This window comes from Pseudomonas sp. GW821-FHT07B01 (genome assembly GCF_059419065.1).
In genome coordinates this window covers 22,434-41,029 of the sequence record NZ_JBWKRA010000034.1, presented here as the reverse complement: position 1 = coordinate 41,029, position 18,596 = coordinate 22,434, and the positions used below count along the sequence as shown (strand labels likewise).

At 62.4% G+C, this 18,596-nt stretch carries 12 protein-coding genes and 1 pseudogene; 8 read left to right on the top strand and 5 right to left on the bottom strand.

What is annotated here, in order from left to right:
* The 3 genes and pseudogenes from AC07S6_RS25630 to AC07S6_RS25620 form a co-directional block, all read right to left on the bottom strand.
* Nucleotides 1-1,271 (bottom strand): annotated as a pseudogene (locus tag AC07S6_RS25630) (type IV secretion protein Rhs); the annotation flags it as partial.
* A 128-nt stretch (nucleotides 1,272-1,399) separates the two neighbouring features.
* On the bottom strand, nucleotides 1,400-4,474 hold the full coding sequence (locus AC07S6_RS25625; protein WP_463389202.1) for an efflux RND transporter permease subunit: 3,075 nt from the start codon (nucleotides 4,472-4,474) through the stop codon (nucleotides 1,400-1,402).
* A gap of 2 nt (nucleotides 4,475-4,476) precedes the next feature.
* Entirely contained in the window at nucleotides 4,477-5,583 is a 1,107-nt protein-coding gene (locus AC07S6_RS25620; RefSeq protein WP_181125005.1) for an efflux RND transporter periplasmic adaptor subunit, read from the bottom strand.
* Nucleotides 5,584-5,683: 100 nt separating this feature from the next.
* Here AC07S6_RS25620 and AC07S6_RS25615 point away from each other — a divergent pair, with 100 nt between their 5' ends.
* From AC07S6_RS25615 to AC07S6_RS25600, 4 genes are all read left to right on the top strand, one after another.
* The gene (locus AC07S6_RS25615; protein WP_495113303.1) at nucleotides 5,684-6,889 is read left to right on the top strand and encodes a multidrug effflux MFS transporter; all 1,206 of its coding nucleotides are present in this window, start codon (nucleotides 5,684-5,686) and stop codon (nucleotides 6,887-6,889) included.
* 76 nt (nucleotides 6,890-6,965) lie between these two features.
* Nucleotides 6,966-7,832, top strand: a complete 867-nt coding sequence (locus AC07S6_RS25610; protein ID WP_495113302.1) for a pirin family protein — start codon at nucleotides 6,966-6,968, stop codon at nucleotides 7,830-7,832.
* A 166-nt stretch (nucleotides 7,833-7,998) separates the two neighbouring features.
* A complete protein-coding gene (locus AC07S6_RS25605) occupies nucleotides 7,999-9,444 on the top strand; it encodes a mechanosensitive ion channel domain-containing protein (protein ID WP_314544271.1) in 1,446 nt (481 codons plus the stop codon).
* A 93-nt stretch (nucleotides 9,445-9,537) separates the two neighbouring features.
* Nucleotides 9,538-9,975: a carboxymuconolactone decarboxylase family protein gene (locus AC07S6_RS25600; protein WP_034125784.1), complete on the top strand. Its 438-nt coding sequence runs from the start codon at nucleotides 9,538-9,540 to the stop codon at nucleotides 9,973-9,975.
* Nucleotides 9,976-10,103: 128 nt separating this feature from the next.
* On the opposite strand, the gene AC07S6_RS25595 is transcribed toward AC07S6_RS25600, so the two are convergent.
* Entirely contained in the window at nucleotides 10,104-12,266 is a 2,163-nt protein-coding gene (locus tag AC07S6_RS25595; protein WP_495113301.1) for a TonB-dependent siderophore receptor, read from the bottom strand.
* A gap of 191 nt (nucleotides 12,267-12,457) precedes the next feature.
* Here AC07S6_RS25595 and AC07S6_RS25590 point away from each other — a divergent pair, with 191 nt between their 5' ends.
* The gene (locus AC07S6_RS25590; protein WP_003190660.1) at nucleotides 12,458-13,237 is read left to right on the top strand and encodes an acetoin reductase; all 780 of its coding nucleotides are present in this window, start codon (nucleotides 12,458-12,460) and stop codon (nucleotides 13,235-13,237) included.
* Between the two features lie 42 nt (nucleotides 13,238-13,279).
* Here AC07S6_RS25590 and AC07S6_RS25585 read toward each other — a convergent pair whose 3' ends face one another.
* Entirely contained in the window at nucleotides 13,280-15,142 is a 1,863-nt protein-coding gene (locus AC07S6_RS25585; protein ID WP_495113300.1) for a sigma-54-dependent Fis family transcriptional regulator, read from the bottom strand.
* 307 nt (nucleotides 15,143-15,449) lie between these two features.
* Between AC07S6_RS25585 and AC07S6_RS25580 the strand changes: the two genes are divergently transcribed.
* Genes AC07S6_RS25580 through AC07S6_RS25570 form a run of 3 tightly spaced genes read left to right on the top strand, consistent with a single transcriptional unit; the run spans nucleotide 15,450 to nucleotide 18,584 of the window.
* Nucleotides 15,450-16,427 carry a thiamine pyrophosphate-dependent dehydrogenase E1 component subunit alpha gene (locus AC07S6_RS25580; RefSeq protein WP_003190663.1) on the top strand — a complete coding sequence of 326 codons (978 nt, stop codon included), beginning with the start codon at nucleotides 15,450-15,452 and terminating at the stop codon, nucleotides 16,425-16,427.
* A 37-nt stretch (nucleotides 16,428-16,464) separates the two neighbouring features.
* On the top strand, nucleotides 16,465-17,484 hold the full coding sequence (locus tag AC07S6_RS25575) for an alpha-ketoacid dehydrogenase subunit beta (protein ID WP_003190665.1): 1,020 nt from the start codon (nucleotides 16,465-16,467) through the stop codon (nucleotides 17,482-17,484).
* Nucleotides 17,481-18,584, top strand: coding sequence for an acetoin dehydrogenase dihydrolipoyllysine-residue acetyltransferase subunit (locus AC07S6_RS25570; RefSeq protein WP_072434440.1), 1,104 nt, complete (start codon nucleotides 17,481-17,483; stop codon nucleotides 18,582-18,584). Before AC07S6_RS25575 ends, AC07S6_RS25570 begins: the two co-directional genes overlap by 4 nt.
* Nucleotides 18,585-18,596: the final 12 nt, after the last annotated feature.

Here is an 18,596-nt window from a genome sequence, read left to right as displayed (position 1 = left end):
TCAAACGGCAAGATCCCATCCAGCGCGCCGTCAGTAAGGGTGAGCAATTCCTCACCGGTAACCATCGACACCGGGCAACCATGGGTGACCGTTTTATCCGCAGGCGCCGCCGCATCGCCCTTCGGATTCGACGCCACCGCCGGCACATCATCCACACGCTCTTTCTGCGTCAGCACCGCGTTCTGTCGCGCCCGCCAGCGCATCTGCACCGTGCCTTGCTTCAGCCCTCCCACCACCCCGCGAACCGCCACCGCTTTGTAGCGGTCCACCGCCCGCATGAACGTTGTGAGGATCGTCAGCACACCGGTCACGAAACCCACGGCTGACTGAAGAATCCCTGCGCCGTACTTGACCAGGCGCATACTCAAATACGCCACGCCCGCTGCCGGCAGCGCGATGGTCAACACCACGCCAATCACCAGGTCAATCAGCAGCGATACCATAAAACCGGCGGCCGCTTGCGCAACTTCACTAGGCGGTAACGCCTCCAGCCAGATCATGGCGGTGCGCAGTAACAGGTACAGCGCCGCCTCATCACTGGCCAGCAACATCGCCTGTTCCATGACCTTGGGCGCATCGGTGGCGATTTGCGCCAACCTGGCCGCCTCGCTACCCAGGTGCTCGACGTACTTGAGCGGGTCTTCAAGAATCGCCTGCACCTGCTTGATGCTGTCCCACACGTCACGGATCGCTGCCCAACTGCCGGCGAGCACGCCGTTGCCTATTGCGCTGGCCGGGGATTGCTGCCAATGCGGCTTGAAGCCTTGCCACTGCTCGCGCAGCCATTGCTCCAGATCCGCAGTCAGCCCGGCATAGGAAGCAAACAAGGCATCGACTTGCTGCGCTGAAACACCGCTCTGAACCCTTACCTGATAGCGCCCGCCGGCGGCGCATTCGTGGAAACCGTCGCCGTGCTCGTCGAGCAGGATGACCCTGGAGCTGCCGTCATCCAGCCCGATCACTTCAACCGGAATATTGCCGATCGCCACGTCGTACGCTGACTCGAACCTGCTCTGGATCTTCAGCACACCCCCTGCCGGACAGCGGGCCACGGTGGAAAAGTCCGCATCGCCAAGACCGACCGACTGCTGTGCATCCCCAACCCGCAACACCCGATCCATACCCAGCAACGAAGGCATGTCCGCTGCATGACTGACCGTATCCAGCGCACGCGAATACCAGGCGCCCATCTGCTGGCGGTACTCCACCAGGCTCTGATGGAAACCATCCAGCTCGTGTTCGATAAAGGTAATTTTGGCTGCTTGGGTCATCCGCAGCGGCTCCCCACGAGGGGCGGCCAGGTAACCAAGGCACTAACAGGAAAAACCATCTGCAATCCCTCGCACTGTTTGATCAGTCGAGGGACTTTGCAGCGGTGGAAAGCGGAGGGGAGTAGAGCTTATCCGGCAGTTACGTGGGACGTTTCAGCAACCTTGTCGCGCAGTACCAGGCTGCACAGCGCCGGCAGAAACAACAGCGTCAACACCGTGCCCACCAGCACACCGCCAATCAGCACATAAGCCAGCGACGACCAGAACACAGACAACGTCAACGGAATAAACGCCAACGCCGCCGCCAGTGCCGTAAGGATCACCGGCCGCGCGCGCCGCACCGTGGCTTCGATGATGGCCTCGCGAATTGCCATGCCGTGGTCCTGGTTCTGGCGGATCTGGTCGGTGAAGATCAGCGTATTGCGCATCAGAATGCCGCCGATGCCAATCAGGCCCAGGATCGCGTTGAAGCCGAACGGCTGGTTGAACAGCAACAAAGTCGGCACTGCACCAATCAGGCCCAAAGGCGCGGTAGCGAACACCATGAACATCACGCCGAACGAGCGCACCTGGAACATGATCACCGTGAGGGTCAGCAGGATCATGATCGGAAACAGCGCCGCCAGGGCCACGTTGGCCTTGGCGCTTTCCTCAACCGGCCCGCCGATGTCGATTTTGTACCCGCTGGGCAGTTTGGCGATCAGTGGCTGCAGGTCTTTGTACACGGCCATTTCCACATCGGGCGGTTGTACGCCGTCGATGATGTCGGCGCGTACCTCCACGGTGGTGGCGCGGTCGCGGCGCTTGAGGATCGGCTCTTCCATTACCGCCTGGAAATGCCCGACCTGGGCCAGCGGCACCGACGTACCGGCGCTGTTGGTCAGCGTCATGTTGTTGAGGTTGGCCAGGTCTTCGCGTTGGCTGCCTTGGGCGCGGGCCACCACTGAGACGGTGCGGTTGCCTTCGCGGACTTCGGTGATCGGGTTGCCGCTGAGCAGGGCGTTGAGTTGGGACTTGACCTCGTCGGGGGTAAAACCCAGCAAGCGCAAGCGATCCTGGTCCAGCACCAGGCGATATCCGCTGGCACGCTCGCCCCATTCAAGGAAGGTGTCTCTGGTCAGCGTGTTGCCGGCCACGACCTGACGCACGTCTTCAGACAGCCCGCGCAGCACATTCAGGTCCGGCCCGGAGACGCGAAACACCACCGGGAACGGCACCGGCGGGCCGAAGACGAGCTGCGTGACCCGTACCCGCGCCGACGGAAATTCGCCTGCCGCAATGCGCTCGCGCATCCGCAGTTTCAGCGCGTCGCGGGCGTGAGAGTCCGGGGTTTGCACGATCAACTTGGCGAACGCCGGGTCCGGCATTTCAGGGTTCAACGACAGGAAAAACCGCGGTGCACCGCCGCCCACATAGGTGTCGACCATACTGGTCTGCGGCTCTTGCAACAGCGCCTTCTCCACCTGCGCCGCCACGGCTTCGGTGCTTTTGAACGCGCTGCCGGGTGGCATATACACTTCCAGAATCAGCTCCGAGCGGTCGGAGTCCGGGAAGAACTGTTTCTTCACCACCGCCATACCCAGGCCGCACACCACGAACGCGGCCACCACCAGCCCGGTCACCAGCCAGCGCCCGCGCACGCAGGCCTCCACCAGGCTGCGCAGTGTCTGGTAGTAGCGCCCGGCATAAATCGCATCATGCCCGCCGGGCACTGGCTTGATCTGCGGCAACAACTTCACGCCCAGGTAAGGCGTGAACACCACGGCCACTAGCCAGGATGAAATCAGGGCGAAACCCACGATCCAGAAGATATTGCCGGCGTATTCACCCGCCCCGGAACGCGCAAACCCAACCGGCAGAAAACCGATGATGGTGACCAGGGTGCCGGTCAGCATCGGCGCCGCTGTTGAGCTCCAGGCGTAGGTGGCCGCGTGGATGCGGTCAAAGCCTTCTTCGAGTTTGACCACCATCATCTCGATGGCAATGATCGCGTCGTCCACCAACAGGCCCAGGGAGATAATCAATGCGCCGAGGGTCACGCGGTCGAATTCACGGCCGGTGACCAGCATGATCACGAACACGATCGACAGCGTAAGCGGCACAGCCGCCGCCACCACCAGCCCCACGCGAAAGCCCAGGGCCAGCAGGCTGATCAGCATCACCACGGCCAGGGCGACGAAGAATTTGAGCATGAACTCATTCACCGCCAGGCTGATGTTTTTCGCCTGGTCGGAGACCTTGGCGAAATTCACGCCCAGGGGCAGGTCGGCCTGGATCCGCGCTTCTTCGGCTTGCAGGCTCTTGTCCAATTCCAGGCCGTTCCAGTGCTTCTCCATGATCACGCCCAGCATCAACGCCGGGTCGCCCTGATGGCGGATGCGATAACTGGGCGGGTCTTCATAACCGCGGCTCACGGTGGCCACATCGGCGATGCGCAATACGCGGCCATTGACTTGCAGGGGCACGTTCTCGATCAAGGCCAGGCTGTCGAACGCGCCGTCGATGCGGATATAAGCGCGGGCGCCCGCCGTTTCGACGAAGCCTGAGGGCGCCACGGCGTTTTGTGCGGCGAGGGCGGCGAAGATCTGTTCGGGCTTGATGCCCAGGGTTGCCAGGCGTTCATAGGAAAACTCCACAAACACGCGCTGGGCCTGCTCGCCAAGGATATTGACCTTCTTCACCCCCGGCAGGTTGAGCAAACCCTGGCGCAGTTCCTCGGCCATTTGCACCTGTTGACGGTGGGGCAGGTGTTCGGCTTCCAGGGCGTACAGCGCAAAGTACACGTCGGAATATTCATCGTTGAAAAACGGCCCGATCACGCCCTTGGGCAGGCGCGTGGCTTCGTCGCTGAGTTTTTTGCGGGTCTGGTAGAACAGCTCCTGAATCTCGCTCGGGCGCGTGGACTCCAGGAAGGTCATGCGCATCGACACAAAGCCTGGCTGGGCGATGGTCTCGACGCGATCGTAGTAGTCCAGTTCCTGCAGGCGCTTTTCCAGGCGGTCGGCTACTTGCTCCTGCATCTCCTGGGCGGTGGCGCCGGGCCAGGCGGCGGTGATGGTCATGACCTTGACGGTAAACGAAGGGTCTTCTGCGCGCCCCAGCTTGCCGAACGCGAAGACCCCGGCAACGAGGATCGCAATCAGCAAGAACAAGGTGACGGCGCGGTGCTTGACGGCCAGTTCGGAGAGGTTGATCCCGCGCATACTCATTGATCCTGCTTACGGTTGAGGGCCAGGGCCTGGGCGGGCAGCAAGCGCACCGTGTCGCCGCTGTGCAACAGGTGAGCGCCGAGGGCGACGATGGTTTGGCCGGGTGTTACGCCGCTGTCGAGCAAGGCGTCTTCCTGGCCGAGGCTGGCGACCTTCACCGGGGCAAAGCTGATCTTTTGATCATCGCCAATCAGCCATACGCCCGTGCCTTGCCCCGCATCCTGCAAGGCGCCAATCGGCACGCGGGTTTGCAGGGGCTGGCCGTTGCCTTGCAGGCGCACGGTGATGGTGGAACCGAGGGCGAAACGCTCGACCGAACCCTGCAGCACGTAACGTGCGCGGTAGGTGCGGGTGACCGGGTCGGCGCTGGCGGACAGTTCGCGCAGGGTGGCGGTCACGGCCTGGTCCGCTGCGCCAAAGGGAAACGCCAGGGCTTTTTGCGCGGCCAGGTCACGCCGGTTCTCCGGCAGGTTGACGATGGCTTCGCGGGCGCCGTCATGGGCCAGGCGCGCCACGATTTGCCCTTCGGCCACCACTTGGCCGCGATCGGCCAGCACGTCGGTGATGATGCCGTCGCCATCGGCCTTGAGGACCGAATAAGTGCGACGGTTTTCGATCTGGCTGGCGTCCGATTGCGCCGCGGCCAGTTCGGCCTGGGCGACGCGCAGGTTGGTGGCCGACTGGTCGAAGATCTGCCGCGACACCGCGCCGGTGCTGGCCAGGCGCTGGTAACGGTTTTCATCGTCACGGCGCTGGCGCAGTTGGGCCTGGGCGGCGTTGACGCGGTTCTTGGCCGAGCGCAGCGCCAGTTCGAAGTCGCCGATGTCCAGCACCAACAGGGTGTCACCACGGGAGACGTGCTGGCCGGGGTCGACCTTGCGCTCGATCACCTTGCCGCTGACCCGAAAGCCCAGGTCACTTTCAGTGCGTGCCGCCACCACGCCGGTATAAGCGCTTTGCTGGGTGCCGGCTGCTTCGACCTTGACGGCCAGCACCGGGCGCGATGTGGGCGCCTGGGCGGCGCTGTCGGCCTTGCTGTTACAACCACTGAGGACCACCAGCAGAGCCAGGGGCGTGAGAAGGCGCAGGGGGAGAGGGGGCATGACGAACTCCAGGGTGACCATAGGGCAAAAAATTATGGACATAATTTTTTGTTCATATTATGGTCGAAATATAAATTAATCCAGCCCCCGGATATTCCCCATGGCAAACGCCCCGGCACCCTCACGCAGCTTGCTGTTCTTGCTGGTTGCCCTCACCGCATTGGGTGAAGTCTCGACGCAACTGATCATCCCCGGCCTGGGTGCCATCGAGCACGCGCTGCAGGCGCCGCAAGGCTCGGCACTGATGGCGCTGTCGGCGTTCGTTGCTGCGTTTGGCCTGGGGCAGCTACTGTTCGGGCCGCTGTCGGATCGCATCGGCCGGCGGCCAGTCTTGATCGGGGGCCTGGCGCTCTACGTAGTGGCGACGCTGGCGATGCTGCTGGTCACCGACATCCAGCAGTTTATCGCCGCTCGGGTGTTGCAAGGCCTGGGCGCGTGCGCCGCGCTGGTACTAGCGCGCACCGTGGTGCGCGATGTGTGGAAAGCCGAGGCAGGCCCGGCCCTGGCGCTGACGATGATCGGCATGTTGTATGCCATCGTCGTTGCGCCGATAGCAGGGGGCTTGCTGATCAAATTACTGGGGTGGCGTGCGCCCATCGCCCTGGCGTTGGTGATCGGCAGCCTGGTGTTATTGCTGGCGCTGCTGTTCTTTCGCGAGAGCAATCATCACCTCGATCCCAGGGCCGCACACTGGCGCACCCTCGGCGGGCAGTATCTGGATCTGCTCAAGGGGCGCCAGTACCGTGCTTACGCGGTGGCCCTGGCGTGTACCTATGGCGCGATGTTTGCGGTGATCGCGGGTTCATCGGCGGTGTTTATCAATCTGCTGGGGTTCAGCAGCCTTGAGTACGGGCTCAACTTCGGGCTGATTGTGTCGATGCTGATCGTCGGCTCCACTTATACCCGGCGTAACATTCAGCGCTTGGGGCCGCAGCGCATTGTGGCGATGGGTGTGACGATGGTGGCGGTGGGCGGGGTGGCAGCCCTGGCGATTTACCTGGTGTTCGGGTTGTCGGTAGTAGGGCTGGATATTCCCATCGCCCTGGTCACGCTCGGCGGCGGCCTGGTGCTGCCCGGTTCCGTTACCGGGGCCGTGATGCCCAATGCGCACCGTGCAGGTTTAGCCGCCGGGCTCATGGGATTTGCACAGATGTTCGGCGCCACGTGCAGCGGGTTGTTGCTGAGCCAGTTACGCGATGGCAGTGCCGCGCCGATGATCATTATCCAGGCCGGGTTTGCACTGTCGGCACTGGTTGCCTTTCAACTGCTGCGCCAACGCCAGGTTAAAACGCTGTCCTATATATAGAACGATCAGGGCCATTTTTACCGGCTAGTGCTCAAGGGTGAGGCGATTTAAGGTGTACTCACTTTGGAGGTACACCATGAAAAAGCTGATTGGTATCTACACCAGCCCCCGCGCCCACTGGGTCGGCGACGGCTTTCCGGTACGCACGCTGTTTTCCTACGACACCATGGGCAAGCACATCAGCCCATTCCTGTTGCTGGATCACGCAGGTCCAGCCGAATTCACCCCGACTGAACAACGCCGCGGCGTCGGCCAGCACCCGCATCGCGGTTTTGAAACCGTGACCATCGTCTACGACGGCGAAGTCGAGCACCGCGATTCTACCGGTGCCGGCGGCAAAATCGGCCCGGGCGATGTGCAATGGATGACCGCAGCCAAAGGGATCCTGCACGAAGAGTTTCACTCCCAAGACTTCGCCCGTAGTGGCGGCGCACTGGAGATGGTGCAACTGTGGGTCAACCTGCCGGCCAAGGATAAAATGGCGGATGCCGGTTACCAGACCATCGTCGATGGCGACATTCCGGTGCTGCCATTGGCAAACGACGCCGGCCACCTGCGCCTGATTGCCGGGGAATTTGCCGGTACTCAAGGCCCGGCCCGCACCTTCACGCCGATAGACGTATGGGACTTGCGCCTCAACGCCGGTAAACCGGTCACGCTGGACCTGCACGCCGGGCGTAACACCGCCTTGGTGGTGCTCAGCGGCACGTTGTTGATCAATGGCGAGGAGGTCGCACGCCAGGGGCAATTGGCGCTGTTCGAGCGCGACGGTAAGCAACTGACCCTGGAGTCCAACGACGACGCCAAGGTGCTGCTGCTCAGCGGCGAACCCATCGACGAGCCCATCGTCGGCCACGGTCCGTTCGTGATGAACACCGAGCAGGAGATTCACCAGGCATTTGCCGACTTCCAGTCGGGCAAATTCGGGCAAATGCACGCCTGACGGTTCACCGCCACCTCCTGTGGGAGCTGGCTTGCCTGCGATAGCATCACCCTGGTGTAGCTGATACACCGCGGTGTTTGCATCGCAGGCAAGCCAGCTCCTACATTTTGTTTCCAGGTTTCTGATTTCATGCGATCTTCTCGGCATTCGCCCTGGAGTCGCCTGGATGCCCTCATTTATCGCTGATCACCCGATGTTGTGCGCCATGGCGTTGATCCTGATCGACATCGCCGTGTGGCGCCTTATTTCCCCCAACCTGGCTAACTGGAAACTCGCAGCGCGGCTGGTGATTTTCGCGGTATTCAGTGCCGTGTTGTTCAACGACGGCATGAACCCCATGCAAGCGGCGCCCTATGCCGATGACACCACCTTGCACCTGGCCGCCACGGCGCTGCAGATCGGCTGGTGGTTGTTCGCCGCGCGCACCCTCACGGTGTTGCTCGGCGCGGTGATGATGCAGCGGGTCGGCCATACCGGGCGTTTGTTGCAGGACCTGATGGGCGCGGTGATTTTCCTGATCGCGATCATCGCCGCCATGGCCTATGTGCTCGACCTGCCGGTCAAGGGCGTATTGGCCACCTCCGGCGCGGTGGCGATCATCGTCGGCCTGGCCTTGCAAAGCACCCTGAGCGATGTGTTTTCCGGGATCGTCCTCAATACCACCAAGCCTTACCAGATCGATGACTGGATCTCCATCGACGGCACCGAAGGCCGTGTCACCGATATCGACTGGCGCGCCACGCGCCTGCAAACCTCTCAGGGCAGCCTGGCGGTGATCCCCAACTCCCTGGCGGCCAAGGCCAAGATCATCAACTTCTCGCGTCCGGCGGACATGTTCGGCCTGGCGGTCAGCCTGCAAGTCAGCCCCCATGCGCGCCCGCAAACCGTGATCGAAGCGCTGGAGCGTGCGATGCAGGGCTGCCGGCCGTTGCTGGCCCAGCCGGCGCCCAGCGTCGCGTTCAAAGCGTCCACCGGCAGTGGCGTGGAATATGAGATCAGCGGCTTTGTGCCGGCCATGGGCCTCAAGCGCGAAACCCGCAACCAGCTTTACGACCTGGCCTACCGGCATTTGCAGGCGGCGGGCGTGGGGCTGTTGTCCGCCACCGAAGGCAGCACGCCGCCTGCGGTGTCTGGCGCCCGCGCCTTGCTGGAGCGCTCGTCGATCTTCTCGACCTTGCGCCAGGAAGAAAAAGACACCTTCAGCCAGAACATGACCCTGCACACCTACCGCGCCGGTGAGATGATCCTGGCGGCGGGGGAGGTCAGCGATCACCTGTTCATCATCGAGTCCGGCGTGGTCTCGGTGCTGTTGATCAAGGACGGGCACAAGTTCGAGGCTGGGCGCATGGGCCCTGGTGAGGTGATCGGTGAGTCCGGCATCCTCTCCGACCAGGCGGCGCTGGCGGATTTTTCGGCCAAGACCTACTGCACGCTCTACCGCATTGAAAATGAATACCTCAAGCCGTGCCTGGACGCACGGCATGATATCGGCGAAGCCATGAAGGCGCTCCTGGATTTCCGCCGCCATGCCGCCCAGGCCCTGACCGAAGACGCGCCCGTGGTACCGGTCAAGAAGGGCTTCATCCAGTGGCTGAGGAACCGCGGCCTGTAGATTGGTCACCTGTTCTTCGCCCGGATTGGCTATTTCTCCAGAACGCTGCGCTGACTACTCTGCGCACCTATCCCAACGTTCTGGAGATTCACCATGCAAACCCGTACCGATTTCTATACCGCCTCCCCGGACGCCATGAAAGCCATGCTCGCCCTGGAAGCGGCGGTGGGCAAACTCTCCATCGAACTGCCACTGCTGGAACTGGTGCGCTTGCGCGTATCGCAGATCAACGGCTGCGCGTTCTGCCTCGACATGCACACCGCCGATGCGCGCAAGGGCGGCGAGACCGAACGGCGCCTGTACACCGTGTCGGCCTGGCGTGAAACGCCATTTTTCACCCCACGTGAACGCGCCGCGCTGGCCTGGGCCGAAAGCCTGACGCTGCTCAGCCACACCCACGCCCCCGACGAAGACTTCAACGCCCTGGCTGCGCAGTTCAGCCCCCAGGAACAAGTGGACCTGAGCGTCGCCATCGCCACCATCAACAGCTGGAACCGCCTGGCGGTGGGCTTTCGCAAGATGCCCAAGTAACGATCGGAGAGTAGCCGTTTTTTGTGGCGAGGGAGCTTGCTCCCGCTCGACAGCGAAGCTGGAGCCGGATTTTGGGGGGCGCTTCGCACCCCAGCGGGAGCAAGCTCCCTCGCCACAGAGTCGGGGGTTCAGAAATTCACTGAAGCACTCAGGCGCGCCGTCAGCGGTGCGCCCTGGAACAGGTAGTCATCGCCCATGTATTCGCCGGCGTCGCGCCAGTAGCGCTTGTCGAACAGGTTATCGACGCTCAGGCGAAACACGGTCTCGTAGCCATCGACCTTGGTGGTGTAGCGGCTACCGACGTTGACCACCGCGTAGTCGCCCACTTCCACGTTGCCGGTGCGATTGGCGGACTTCTTGGCGCTGTATTGCACGCCGCCCAATACCGCCAGGCCGTTGACCCAGGGCAGGGCGTAGTCGGCGTAAAGACTGGCGCGCAGCTTGGGCACGTTGATCGCCTGATGGCCTTCGTATTCCTGCGTGCCGCTGCCGCTCACCCGCGCTCGGATCGCGGCCACGCTGGTGGCGATCTGCAGACGGTCGGTGGCCCAGCCGTTGGCGGACAATTCAATGCCGGTGTTTTTTTGCTGGCCCTGCTGCACGTAGTTGAACGTGCCACCTTCGGGCTTGGCGTATTGGTAAGCCTGGCGCGTCTGGAACACAGCGGCGGCGAAGCTGATACGGCGCCAGTCGTATTTCACTCCGGCTTCGATCTGGCGCGAGACGGTGGGGGCGAGTGTTTCATCGGCATTGTTTGCAAACCACGGCGCGGTGCCGCCCAGGGACAGGCCCTTGCTGTAGCTGGTGTACAGCGAAACGTTGTCCACTGGCTTGTAGATCAACGAGGCCTGGGGCAGGAACACGTACTGTTGGGTGTGGCGTGTCTGGTTGCCAGTGACGCTGTCGAAGGCTTTTTCGTCCAGGCGCACTTCACGGCCGCCGAGGATGGTTTGCCAGTGCTCGTTGAAGCGGATGCGGTCGGTGACGAACAGCCCGTACTGGCGGCTGTCGAGGTTGCGGTGGCTGTCGTTCAAGGGCTTGTCGGTCGGGGGAAAGCTCGGCACCTCTTCGTTGATATTGGCGGTGCCGATGAATTCGTTGACCGACTTGCGTTTGTCGATCACTCGGCGAAACGCGCTGCTGCCAAAGGTCAGTTCATGGCCGATGCCGGCAGTGTCGAAGAGGCCGGTCATGGCCGCCTGGATTTCGTCGTCGCGGCGAGTGTCGTCCGGGCTGCGGTAGTCGTAGACGTCGTAATTGCCTTCGGGGCTGAAGTAGTTCGGCACGCTGGCGGCACTGCAACTGGCCGAACCATAGCAACCCCAGGCAAACGAGCTGTAGTCATCAATCACCACCTTGCTACGCGCCGCGCTGACACTGCCTTTCCACTGATCGCTGAAACGGTACTCGAACTTGCCGTTGAGGTTCAGCGAATCAATCCCGACCTGCTTGCCGCCCGTCTGGTGCCCCAACAGCTTCTTCGGTGAAGCACCGTGGGGCACTTCGGTGCCCCCCAGCAGTTGATTCCCCGGTACCGAACGCTGTTGCTTGTTCTGGTATTCGGCGTCCAGTTGCAGCACGGCGTCGGGGCTGATGTTCCAGTCAAAGGCCAGGGACACGAAATCGCGCTGGCCGTTGGCGTGTTCCACATAGGAATTGAGGTCTTCATGGGCGACGTTGGCACGCAGGCCGAACTGCTGCTCGCTGCCAAACCAGCCGCCGACATCGGTGGCGATATAACCGCTGCCGCGATCATCGGTGGACACCGTCACCGAGCGCACATCCTGGGGGCGTTTGGTCACGTAGTTGATCACCCCGCTGGGCTCGGAAATGCCGCTCTGCAAACCCGCCAGGCCCTTGAGCACTTCCACCTGCTGCTTGTTCTCCAGCGCGACGTTCTGCTCGCCGGTGATGGTGCGCCCATTGATCTTGTAACTGCTGGCCGCGTTCAGCGAAAAGCCACGCACCACGAAATTCTCGTAATAACCGATGGGCGCGTAACTGTCGCCCACTGAGGCATCGTTGCGCAGCACTTCACTGAGCAAGCGTGCCTGCTGGTCCTTGATCAGCGCGGCGTTGATCACGGTGATCGAGGCGGGGGTGTCCAACAGCGGCGCTTCATCAAAGCCGCCCACCGACGCGGTTTCACTGCGGTAGCCCGACTCATCCTGGCCCTGGACCTTTACCGTCGGCAACTCGATCTCGGCGGCCAGGCTGCTGCCGATGCCGCCACTGAGCAACAGGCCGAGGGCGAAACGTGAAGTGACGACGGGGCGAAAACGCAAAACCATGGGGCAAGGCCTTAAAGCGCTGGGCGGGGGGCGCCTAAGCTAGGCATAAGTGCGGGCTTTTACAAGCTTTCGCGCAAGGTTCGCACGGCGAGACAACCCGTCTCAGCTCCGATGCCGATCCCGTTGCGTCTCGACAGCCAGGCGCCGGCTTGCGATAGACAAGGCTCCCCTCATCGTTTCAGGAGATTGTCATGGGTATCGCAGGTAAAGTCGCGCTGGTCACCGGCGCCGGGCAGGGCATAGGCCGGGCTATTGCCATGCGCCTTGCACAGGACGGCGCCGATGTCGCGTTGGTGGACATTGACGGCGCCAAGCTCAACGCCGTGGCCGCCGAAATCGTCGCCACCGGCCGCAAAGCCTCTGTGTTCATCGCTGATGTATCCAGGCGCGAACAGGTGACGGCTGCGGTAGAGCATGCCCACCAGACGCTGGGCGGTTTCGACATCATCGTCAATAACGCCGGAGTGGCGCAGATCGACTCATTGCTCGATGTCAGCCCGCAGCAGGTCGAGCGCACCCTGGATATCAACGTCAAGGGCGTGCTGTGGGGGATCCAGGCGGCCGCCAACAAATTCAAGGCGCTCAAGCACAAGGGCAAGATCATCAATGCTTGTTCAATCGCAGGGCATGAAGGCTTTGCGTTGTTAGGAGTCTACTCGGCGAGCAAATTCGCGGTGCGCGCCTTGACCCAGGCGGCGGCCAAGGAACTGGCGAGCGCGGGGATCACGGTAAACGCCTATTGCCCCGGTGTGGTGGGCACCGATATGTGGGTTGAGATCGACAAGCGCATGGCCGAGATTACCGGGGCGCAGGTGGGGGCAACCTACAAGCAGTACGTGGATGGGATTGCCTTGGGCCGTGCGCAAACGCCGGAGGATGTGGCGGGGTTTGTGGCATTTCTGGCAGGCCCGGACGCAGACTATATGACCGGGCAGGCGCCGTTGATCGACGGTGGCCTGGTCTACCGCTGACAGCGTGGGTCGACTCGCCTGCGTGGGAGTCGACCCCTTGTATCAGTGGGTTTTGCCGGGCATATCAATACCCAGCTGGTTCACGCGTCGGTACAGGGTTGCCCTTGAAATCCCCAGGGCCTGTGCTGCAGGTGAGGGTTTCCAGCGATGGCGAATCAACGCATCCAGAACCATTTGACGCTCGGGGCTGGCGCTCTGTTCGGCCAGCCCTTGAGGCTGCTCGCCCCGGATATCAATCGGCAAATCCGCCACTTGCAGCGTAGTGCCTTCGCACACCGCACAGGCGTACGCCAGCACATGCCGCAGTTGCCGCACATTGCCCGGCCACGCATAACCCAGCAGCAATTGCAGTGCGGCCTGGCCGATGCCCAACGACACGCCACTGTTACGCCCCTCTTGCTCCAACAGCCGATTGATCAGGGCCAGCTTATCGGTGCGTTCGCGCAACGGCGGCAGGCAGAAGCGCGCACAACCCAGGCGAAAGTACAGGTCTTCACGGAATCGGCCCGCGCTGACCAGCGCCGCCAAATCGCGGTGGCTGGCGCAGATCACCTGAATGTTCACCACGCGGGTTTTCGCTGCGCCCAACGGCGCGACTTCACCCTCGGCCAGCACCCGCAGCAACCGTGTCTGCAACGCCAGCGGCATATCGCCGATTTCGTCGAGGAACAACGTACCGCCGTCGGCTTGCAGTAGCAGCCCGCTCATGCCTTTGCTGGAGGCTCCGGTGAAGGCACCGGGGGAATAGCCGAACAGCTCGCTTTCTATCAGACTTTCGGGAATCGCCGCGCAGTTCACCGCCACAAACGGCCCGTCCCGGCGCGCGCTGTGCTCGTGCAACTGGCGGGCGAAGACTTCTTTGCCGACGCCGGTTTCACCTTGCACCAGCACGGGCAGGTTGCGGTCCTTGACCCGCGCAGCCAAGCGCAGGTGCTCCTGGATCCGCGGGTCGACTTGAGTCTCTGGCAGCGCCCGAACCGAGGAGCGTCGGGGTGCATTGACCCTCACGTGTACCGCGTCGGGCTTGCCCCGCCAGTGCAACTGCCGGGTTGACTGATCAGTGGCTGCGCGCAATGCATCCACGTCGAACACTTCGCCGATATGCTCAGGCAGCTGGCCAAAGCGCAAGCGCAGGGCTTGACGCGCCTTGCTGTTCAAGGCGTGCAGACGTCCGTCCTGGTCCCAGGCCAGCAGCAGGTCGGGTTGGCTGTCGACAAAGCCTGGAGTGCTATGGGCTTGTAACACCCAGTGCTGCCGGGCGCTGTGCATGAAAAAAGCGTTTTCGATGGCCTGGGCGCTCTGCGCCACCATCTGCCGTATCAGGTGCTGGCTGCCGCGGTCATCCGGCGACTTGAGCGCCGAGACATCCAGCACACCCAACAGGTGGCCCTGCGGGTCGAAGATGGGCGCGGCGGAACACGTCAGGCCGATAAACGCTGCGCGAAAGTGATCACGCTTGTGCACCGTCACCGCTGTTTTACTGGTCAGCACCGTGGCCACGCCGCAGGTGCCTTCCTCGGCTTCCGACCAGCAGGTGCCCAGGTAAAGGCCGGCCTTGCGGCAGTCGGTACGAATGTTCGCATCGACACGGTGATCGATGGTCTGGCCCTGAGCGTCGGTGAGCATCACGCAGTAGTCGGCATGGCGCACGCGATGGTGCAACTGTGCGACTTCTTCGCCGGCGATGCGCATGAACAGCTCGGCGCGCTCGCGGCATTCCTTGAGCAAGGGTTCGCTGAGGATACGTGGACCTTGCAGGGAGCCGGGGTCCAGGCGGTGTTGCTCCATGGACCGCCGCCACGAATCGAAGATCAGCGACGGCACGGGCGCCTGGGGCAGGCGCTCGGCATTGCGGACCACGCGACTGACACAGTCGACATGCTCCCTGGAGTTCATGGCGAGCATAAAGCCTCCGGTTCTCAAGCTTTGTTGTTATGCGCGTCATTAAGCGCGCATGTGCGCCGACGGACAAGGGCACCCTGACCAACGCCTGCATTGAGACGCTGCGTCTCATGCCGCTGAGACTCAAGGGTCGAACTGCGTGGTTGCGTCTCACATTTAGTCGACCACTTGCCTGGGCATCGCTGTGTGGCACGGCTCTGGATCAAGGCTTTGCCAGGTTTTCTCGACGGTTGGCACAAGCTGTGCTGAACAGCTTGGCACTGGCCGCAGCCAGTTTTTTGTGCGTCGAGACAACCTGGAGAACAACAAGATGTCCACCCACCTGTGCACCGATCAGTTACTGCATGCCTACACCGTGATGCGCACCATCCGCGATTTCGAAGAACGCCTGCATGTGGAGTTCGCCACCGGCGAGATCCCCGGTTTCGTTCACCTGTATGCCGGTCAGGAAGCCTGCGCCGCTGGCGTCATGGCGCACCTCAATGATGATGATTGCATCGCGTCCAACCACCGCGGCCACGGACACTGCATCGCCAAGGGCGTCGACGTGTTCGGCATGATGGCCGAAATCTATGGCAAGAAAACCGGCGTGTGCGGCGGCAAGGGCGGCTCCATGCACATCGCCGACCAAGAGAAAGGCATGCTCGGCGCCAACGGCATTGTCGGTGCCGGCGCACCGTTGGCCGCGGGGGCTGCGCTGGCTGCCAAGCTCAAGGGGAGCCAGGGCGTGGCAGTGGCGTTTTTTGGCGACGGTGGCTCCAACGAAGGTGCCGTGTTCGAAGCGATGAACCTGGCGTCGATCATGCAGCTGCCGTGTCTGTTTGTCGCCGAAAACAACGGTTATGCCGAGGCCACTGGCGCCGGTTGGTCGGTGGCCTGCAAAGACATCGCCGAGCGCGCCGCCGGGTTTGGTATGCCGGGGGTGATCGTCGACGGCAATGATTTTTTCGCGGTGCATGAAGCGCTCGGCGTTGCTGTGGAGCGGGCGCGCCAAGGCGACGGGCCAACGCTGGTCGAGGTCAAGCTCAGCCGTTTCTATGGGCACTTCGAGGGCGATGCGCAAACCTATCGCGGCGCTGACGAAGTGAAAAACCTGCGTGAAAACGCCGATTGCCTGGCCTTGTTCCGTCAGCGCTGCCATGCCGAAGGCTGGCTGGATGCAGCGCAGTTCGAGCGCATCGACGGTGAAGTGGCGCAATTGATCGAAGACGCCGTACGCCTGGCCAAAACCGATCCCAAACCCCAGGCCGCCGACCTGCTAAGCGACGTTTACGTGGCCTACCGCTGATACCAACCCTATAAAAACAAGACGTGGAGAGAATCTAATGGCTCGTAAAATCAGCTATCAGCAGGCGATCAATGAGGCCTTGGCTCAAGAGATGGGCCGTGACCAGAGCGTATTCATCATCGGTCAGGATGTGGCCGGTGGCACCGGTTCCCCCGGTGAGCAGGACGCATGGGGCGGCGTGCTTGGCGTGACCAAGGGCTTGCACCCGCAATTTCCCGGGCGCGTGCTGGACGCACCGTTGTCTGAGGTCGGCTACGTGGGCATGGCGGTGGGCGCCGCTACCCGTGGCATGCGCCCAGTGTGCGAATTGATGTTCGTCGACTTCATCGGCTGCTGCCTGGACCAGTTGCTCAACCAGGCTGCCAAGTTCCGCTATATGTTCGGTGGCAAAACCACTACACCGCTGGTGATCCGTGCTATGTACGGCGCCGGTTTGCGGGCGGCTGCCCAGCATTCGCAAATGCTCACCTCCATGTGGACGCATATCCCCGGCCTCAAGGTGGTATGCCCGGCCACGCCCTACGACGCCAAGGGCATGTTGATCCAGGCAATCCGCGACAATGACCCGGTGATTTTCCTTGAGCACAAAATGCTCTACGGCATGCAGGGCGACGTACCGCAAGAGCTGTACACGGTCCCGTTTGGCGAAGCCAACTTTGTGCGTGAGGGCAAGGATGTGACGCTGGTGACCTACGGCCGCATGCTGCATATCGCCCTGGAGGCTGCGGCCAACCTGGCGCGTCAAGGCATTGATTGTGAAGTGCTGGACCTGCGCACCACCAGCCCGCTGGATGAAGACAGCATCCTTGAAAGCGTCGAGAAAACCGGGCGCCTGGTGGTGATCGACGAATCCAACCCACGCTGCTCGGTCGCCACCGACATCAGTGCCCTGGTGGCCCAGCGGGGGTTCGCTTTCCTGCGCGCTCCCATCGAGATGGTCACCGCGCCGCACACCCCGGTGCCGTTTTCCGATGCACTGGAAGACCTGTACATCCCCAACGCCGCGAAGATCGAGGCCGCCGTGATGAAGATCGCCGACAAGAGGACCGCCGCATGATTCATACCCTGACCATGCCCAAATGGGGCCTGTCGATGACCGAGGGCCGCATCGATGTCTGGCTCAAACAACCCGGCGACCGAGTGGAAAAGGGCGAGGAAGTGCTGGACGTGGAGACCGACAAGATCTCCAGCAGTGTCGAGGCGCCTTTTAGCGGCGTGCTGCGTCGGGTACTGGCGCTCAGTGATGAAACCCTGCCGGTGGGCGCTCTACTGGGAATTGTGGTGGAGGGCGAGGCGACAGAGGCTCAGATCGATAGCGTGATCGAAAGCTTCAACGCCGGGTTCGTCTCCAGTGCCGCCGAAGCCGAAGAGGCCGGCCCCAGCGCACAAAAAGTCGAGGTAGGCGGGCGCTTGCTGCGTTATCTGGACATGGGCGAGGGCGGCACGCCGCTGGTGTTGGTGCACGGCTTCGGGGGCGATCTGAACAACTGGCTGTTCAATCAACCGGCCCTGGCCGCCGAACGCCGGGTGATTGCCCTGGACCTTCCAGGCCACGGGGAGTCGGGCAAGTCTCTGCAAACGGGAGACGCTGCCGAACTCAGTCACGCCGTACTGGCATTGCTCGACCATCTCGCGCTCGACCGTGTGCATTTGGCCGGCCACTCCATGGGTGGGCTGGTGACCCTCACCGTCGCCAGCCTGGCGCCTGCACGTATCGCCTCCATCACCTTGATCGCCAGCGCCGGTCTGGGTGCCGATATCAACGGCGATTACCTGCGAGGTTTTGTCGAAGCCAACAACCGTAACGCGCTCAAGCCGCCATTGACTCAACTGTTCAGTAACCCTGCGTTGGTGACGCGGCAGATGCTGGAGGACATGCTCAAATTCAAGCGCCTGGAAGGGGTGGATCAAGCGTTGCGCCAGCTCGATCACAAGCTGTTCGATGGCGGGCGGCAGATGCTGGATCTTCGCAGCGAGGTGGGCCGCCAGCCGAGCCTGGTGATCTGGGGCAGTGACGATGCGATCATCCCGGCAAGCCACGCCCAAGGGCTGCAGGCTCAGGTGCATGTATTGCCGGGGCAGGGGCATATGGTGCAGCTGGAGGCGGCGGAGCAGGTCAATCAACTGATCTCCACCTTTTTGAAAGCGCAGCCCTGATTGAGGTTCAAG

Bases quoted from the DNA above. Each gene is read 5' to 3' on its own strand.
- AC07S6_RS25620 (WP_181125005.1), bottom strand. From the start codon at position 5,583: ATGCCCCCTCTCCCCCTGCGCCTTCTCACGCCCCTGGCTCTGCTGGTG.
- AC07S6_RS25605 (WP_314544271.1), top strand. From the start codon at position 7,999: ATGCCCTCATTTATCGCTGATCACCCGATGTTGTGCGCCATGGCGTTG.
- AC07S6_RS25600 (WP_034125784.1), top strand. From the start codon at position 9,538: ATGCAAACCCGTACCGATTTCTATACCGCCTCCCCGGACGCCATGAAA.
- AC07S6_RS25625 (WP_463389202.1), bottom strand. From the start codon at position 4,474: ATGCGCGGGATCAACCTCTCCGAACTGGCCGTCAAGCACCGCGCCGTC.
- AC07S6_RS25590 (WP_003190660.1), top strand. From the start codon at position 12,458: ATGGGTATCGCAGGTAAAGTCGCGCTGGTCACCGGCGCCGGGCAGGGC.
- AC07S6_RS25610 (WP_495113302.1), top strand. From the start codon at position 6,966: ATGAAAAAGCTGATTGGTATCTACACCAGCCCCCGCGCCCACTGGGTC.
- AC07S6_RS25575 (WP_003190665.1), top strand. From the start codon at position 16,465: ATGGCTCGTAAAATCAGCTATCAGCAGGCGATCAATGAGGCCTTGGCT.
- AC07S6_RS25585 (WP_495113300.1), bottom strand. From the start codon at position 15,142: ATGCTCGCCATGAACTCCAGGGAGCATGTCGACTGTGTCAGTCGCGTG.
- AC07S6_RS25595 (WP_495113301.1), bottom strand. From the start codon at position 12,266: ATGGTTTTGCGTTTTCGCCCCGTCGTCACTTCACGTTTCGCCCTCGGC.
- AC07S6_RS25580 (WP_003190663.1), top strand. From the start codon at position 15,450: ATGTCCACCCACCTGTGCACCGATCAGTTACTGCATGCCTACACCGTG.
- AC07S6_RS25570 (WP_072434440.1), top strand. From the start codon at position 17,481: ATGATTCATACCCTGACCATGCCCAAATGGGGCCTGTCGATGACCGAG.
- AC07S6_RS25615 (WP_495113303.1), top strand. From the start codon at position 5,684: ATGGCAAACGCCCCGGCACCCTCACGCAGCTTGCTGTTCTTGCTGGTT.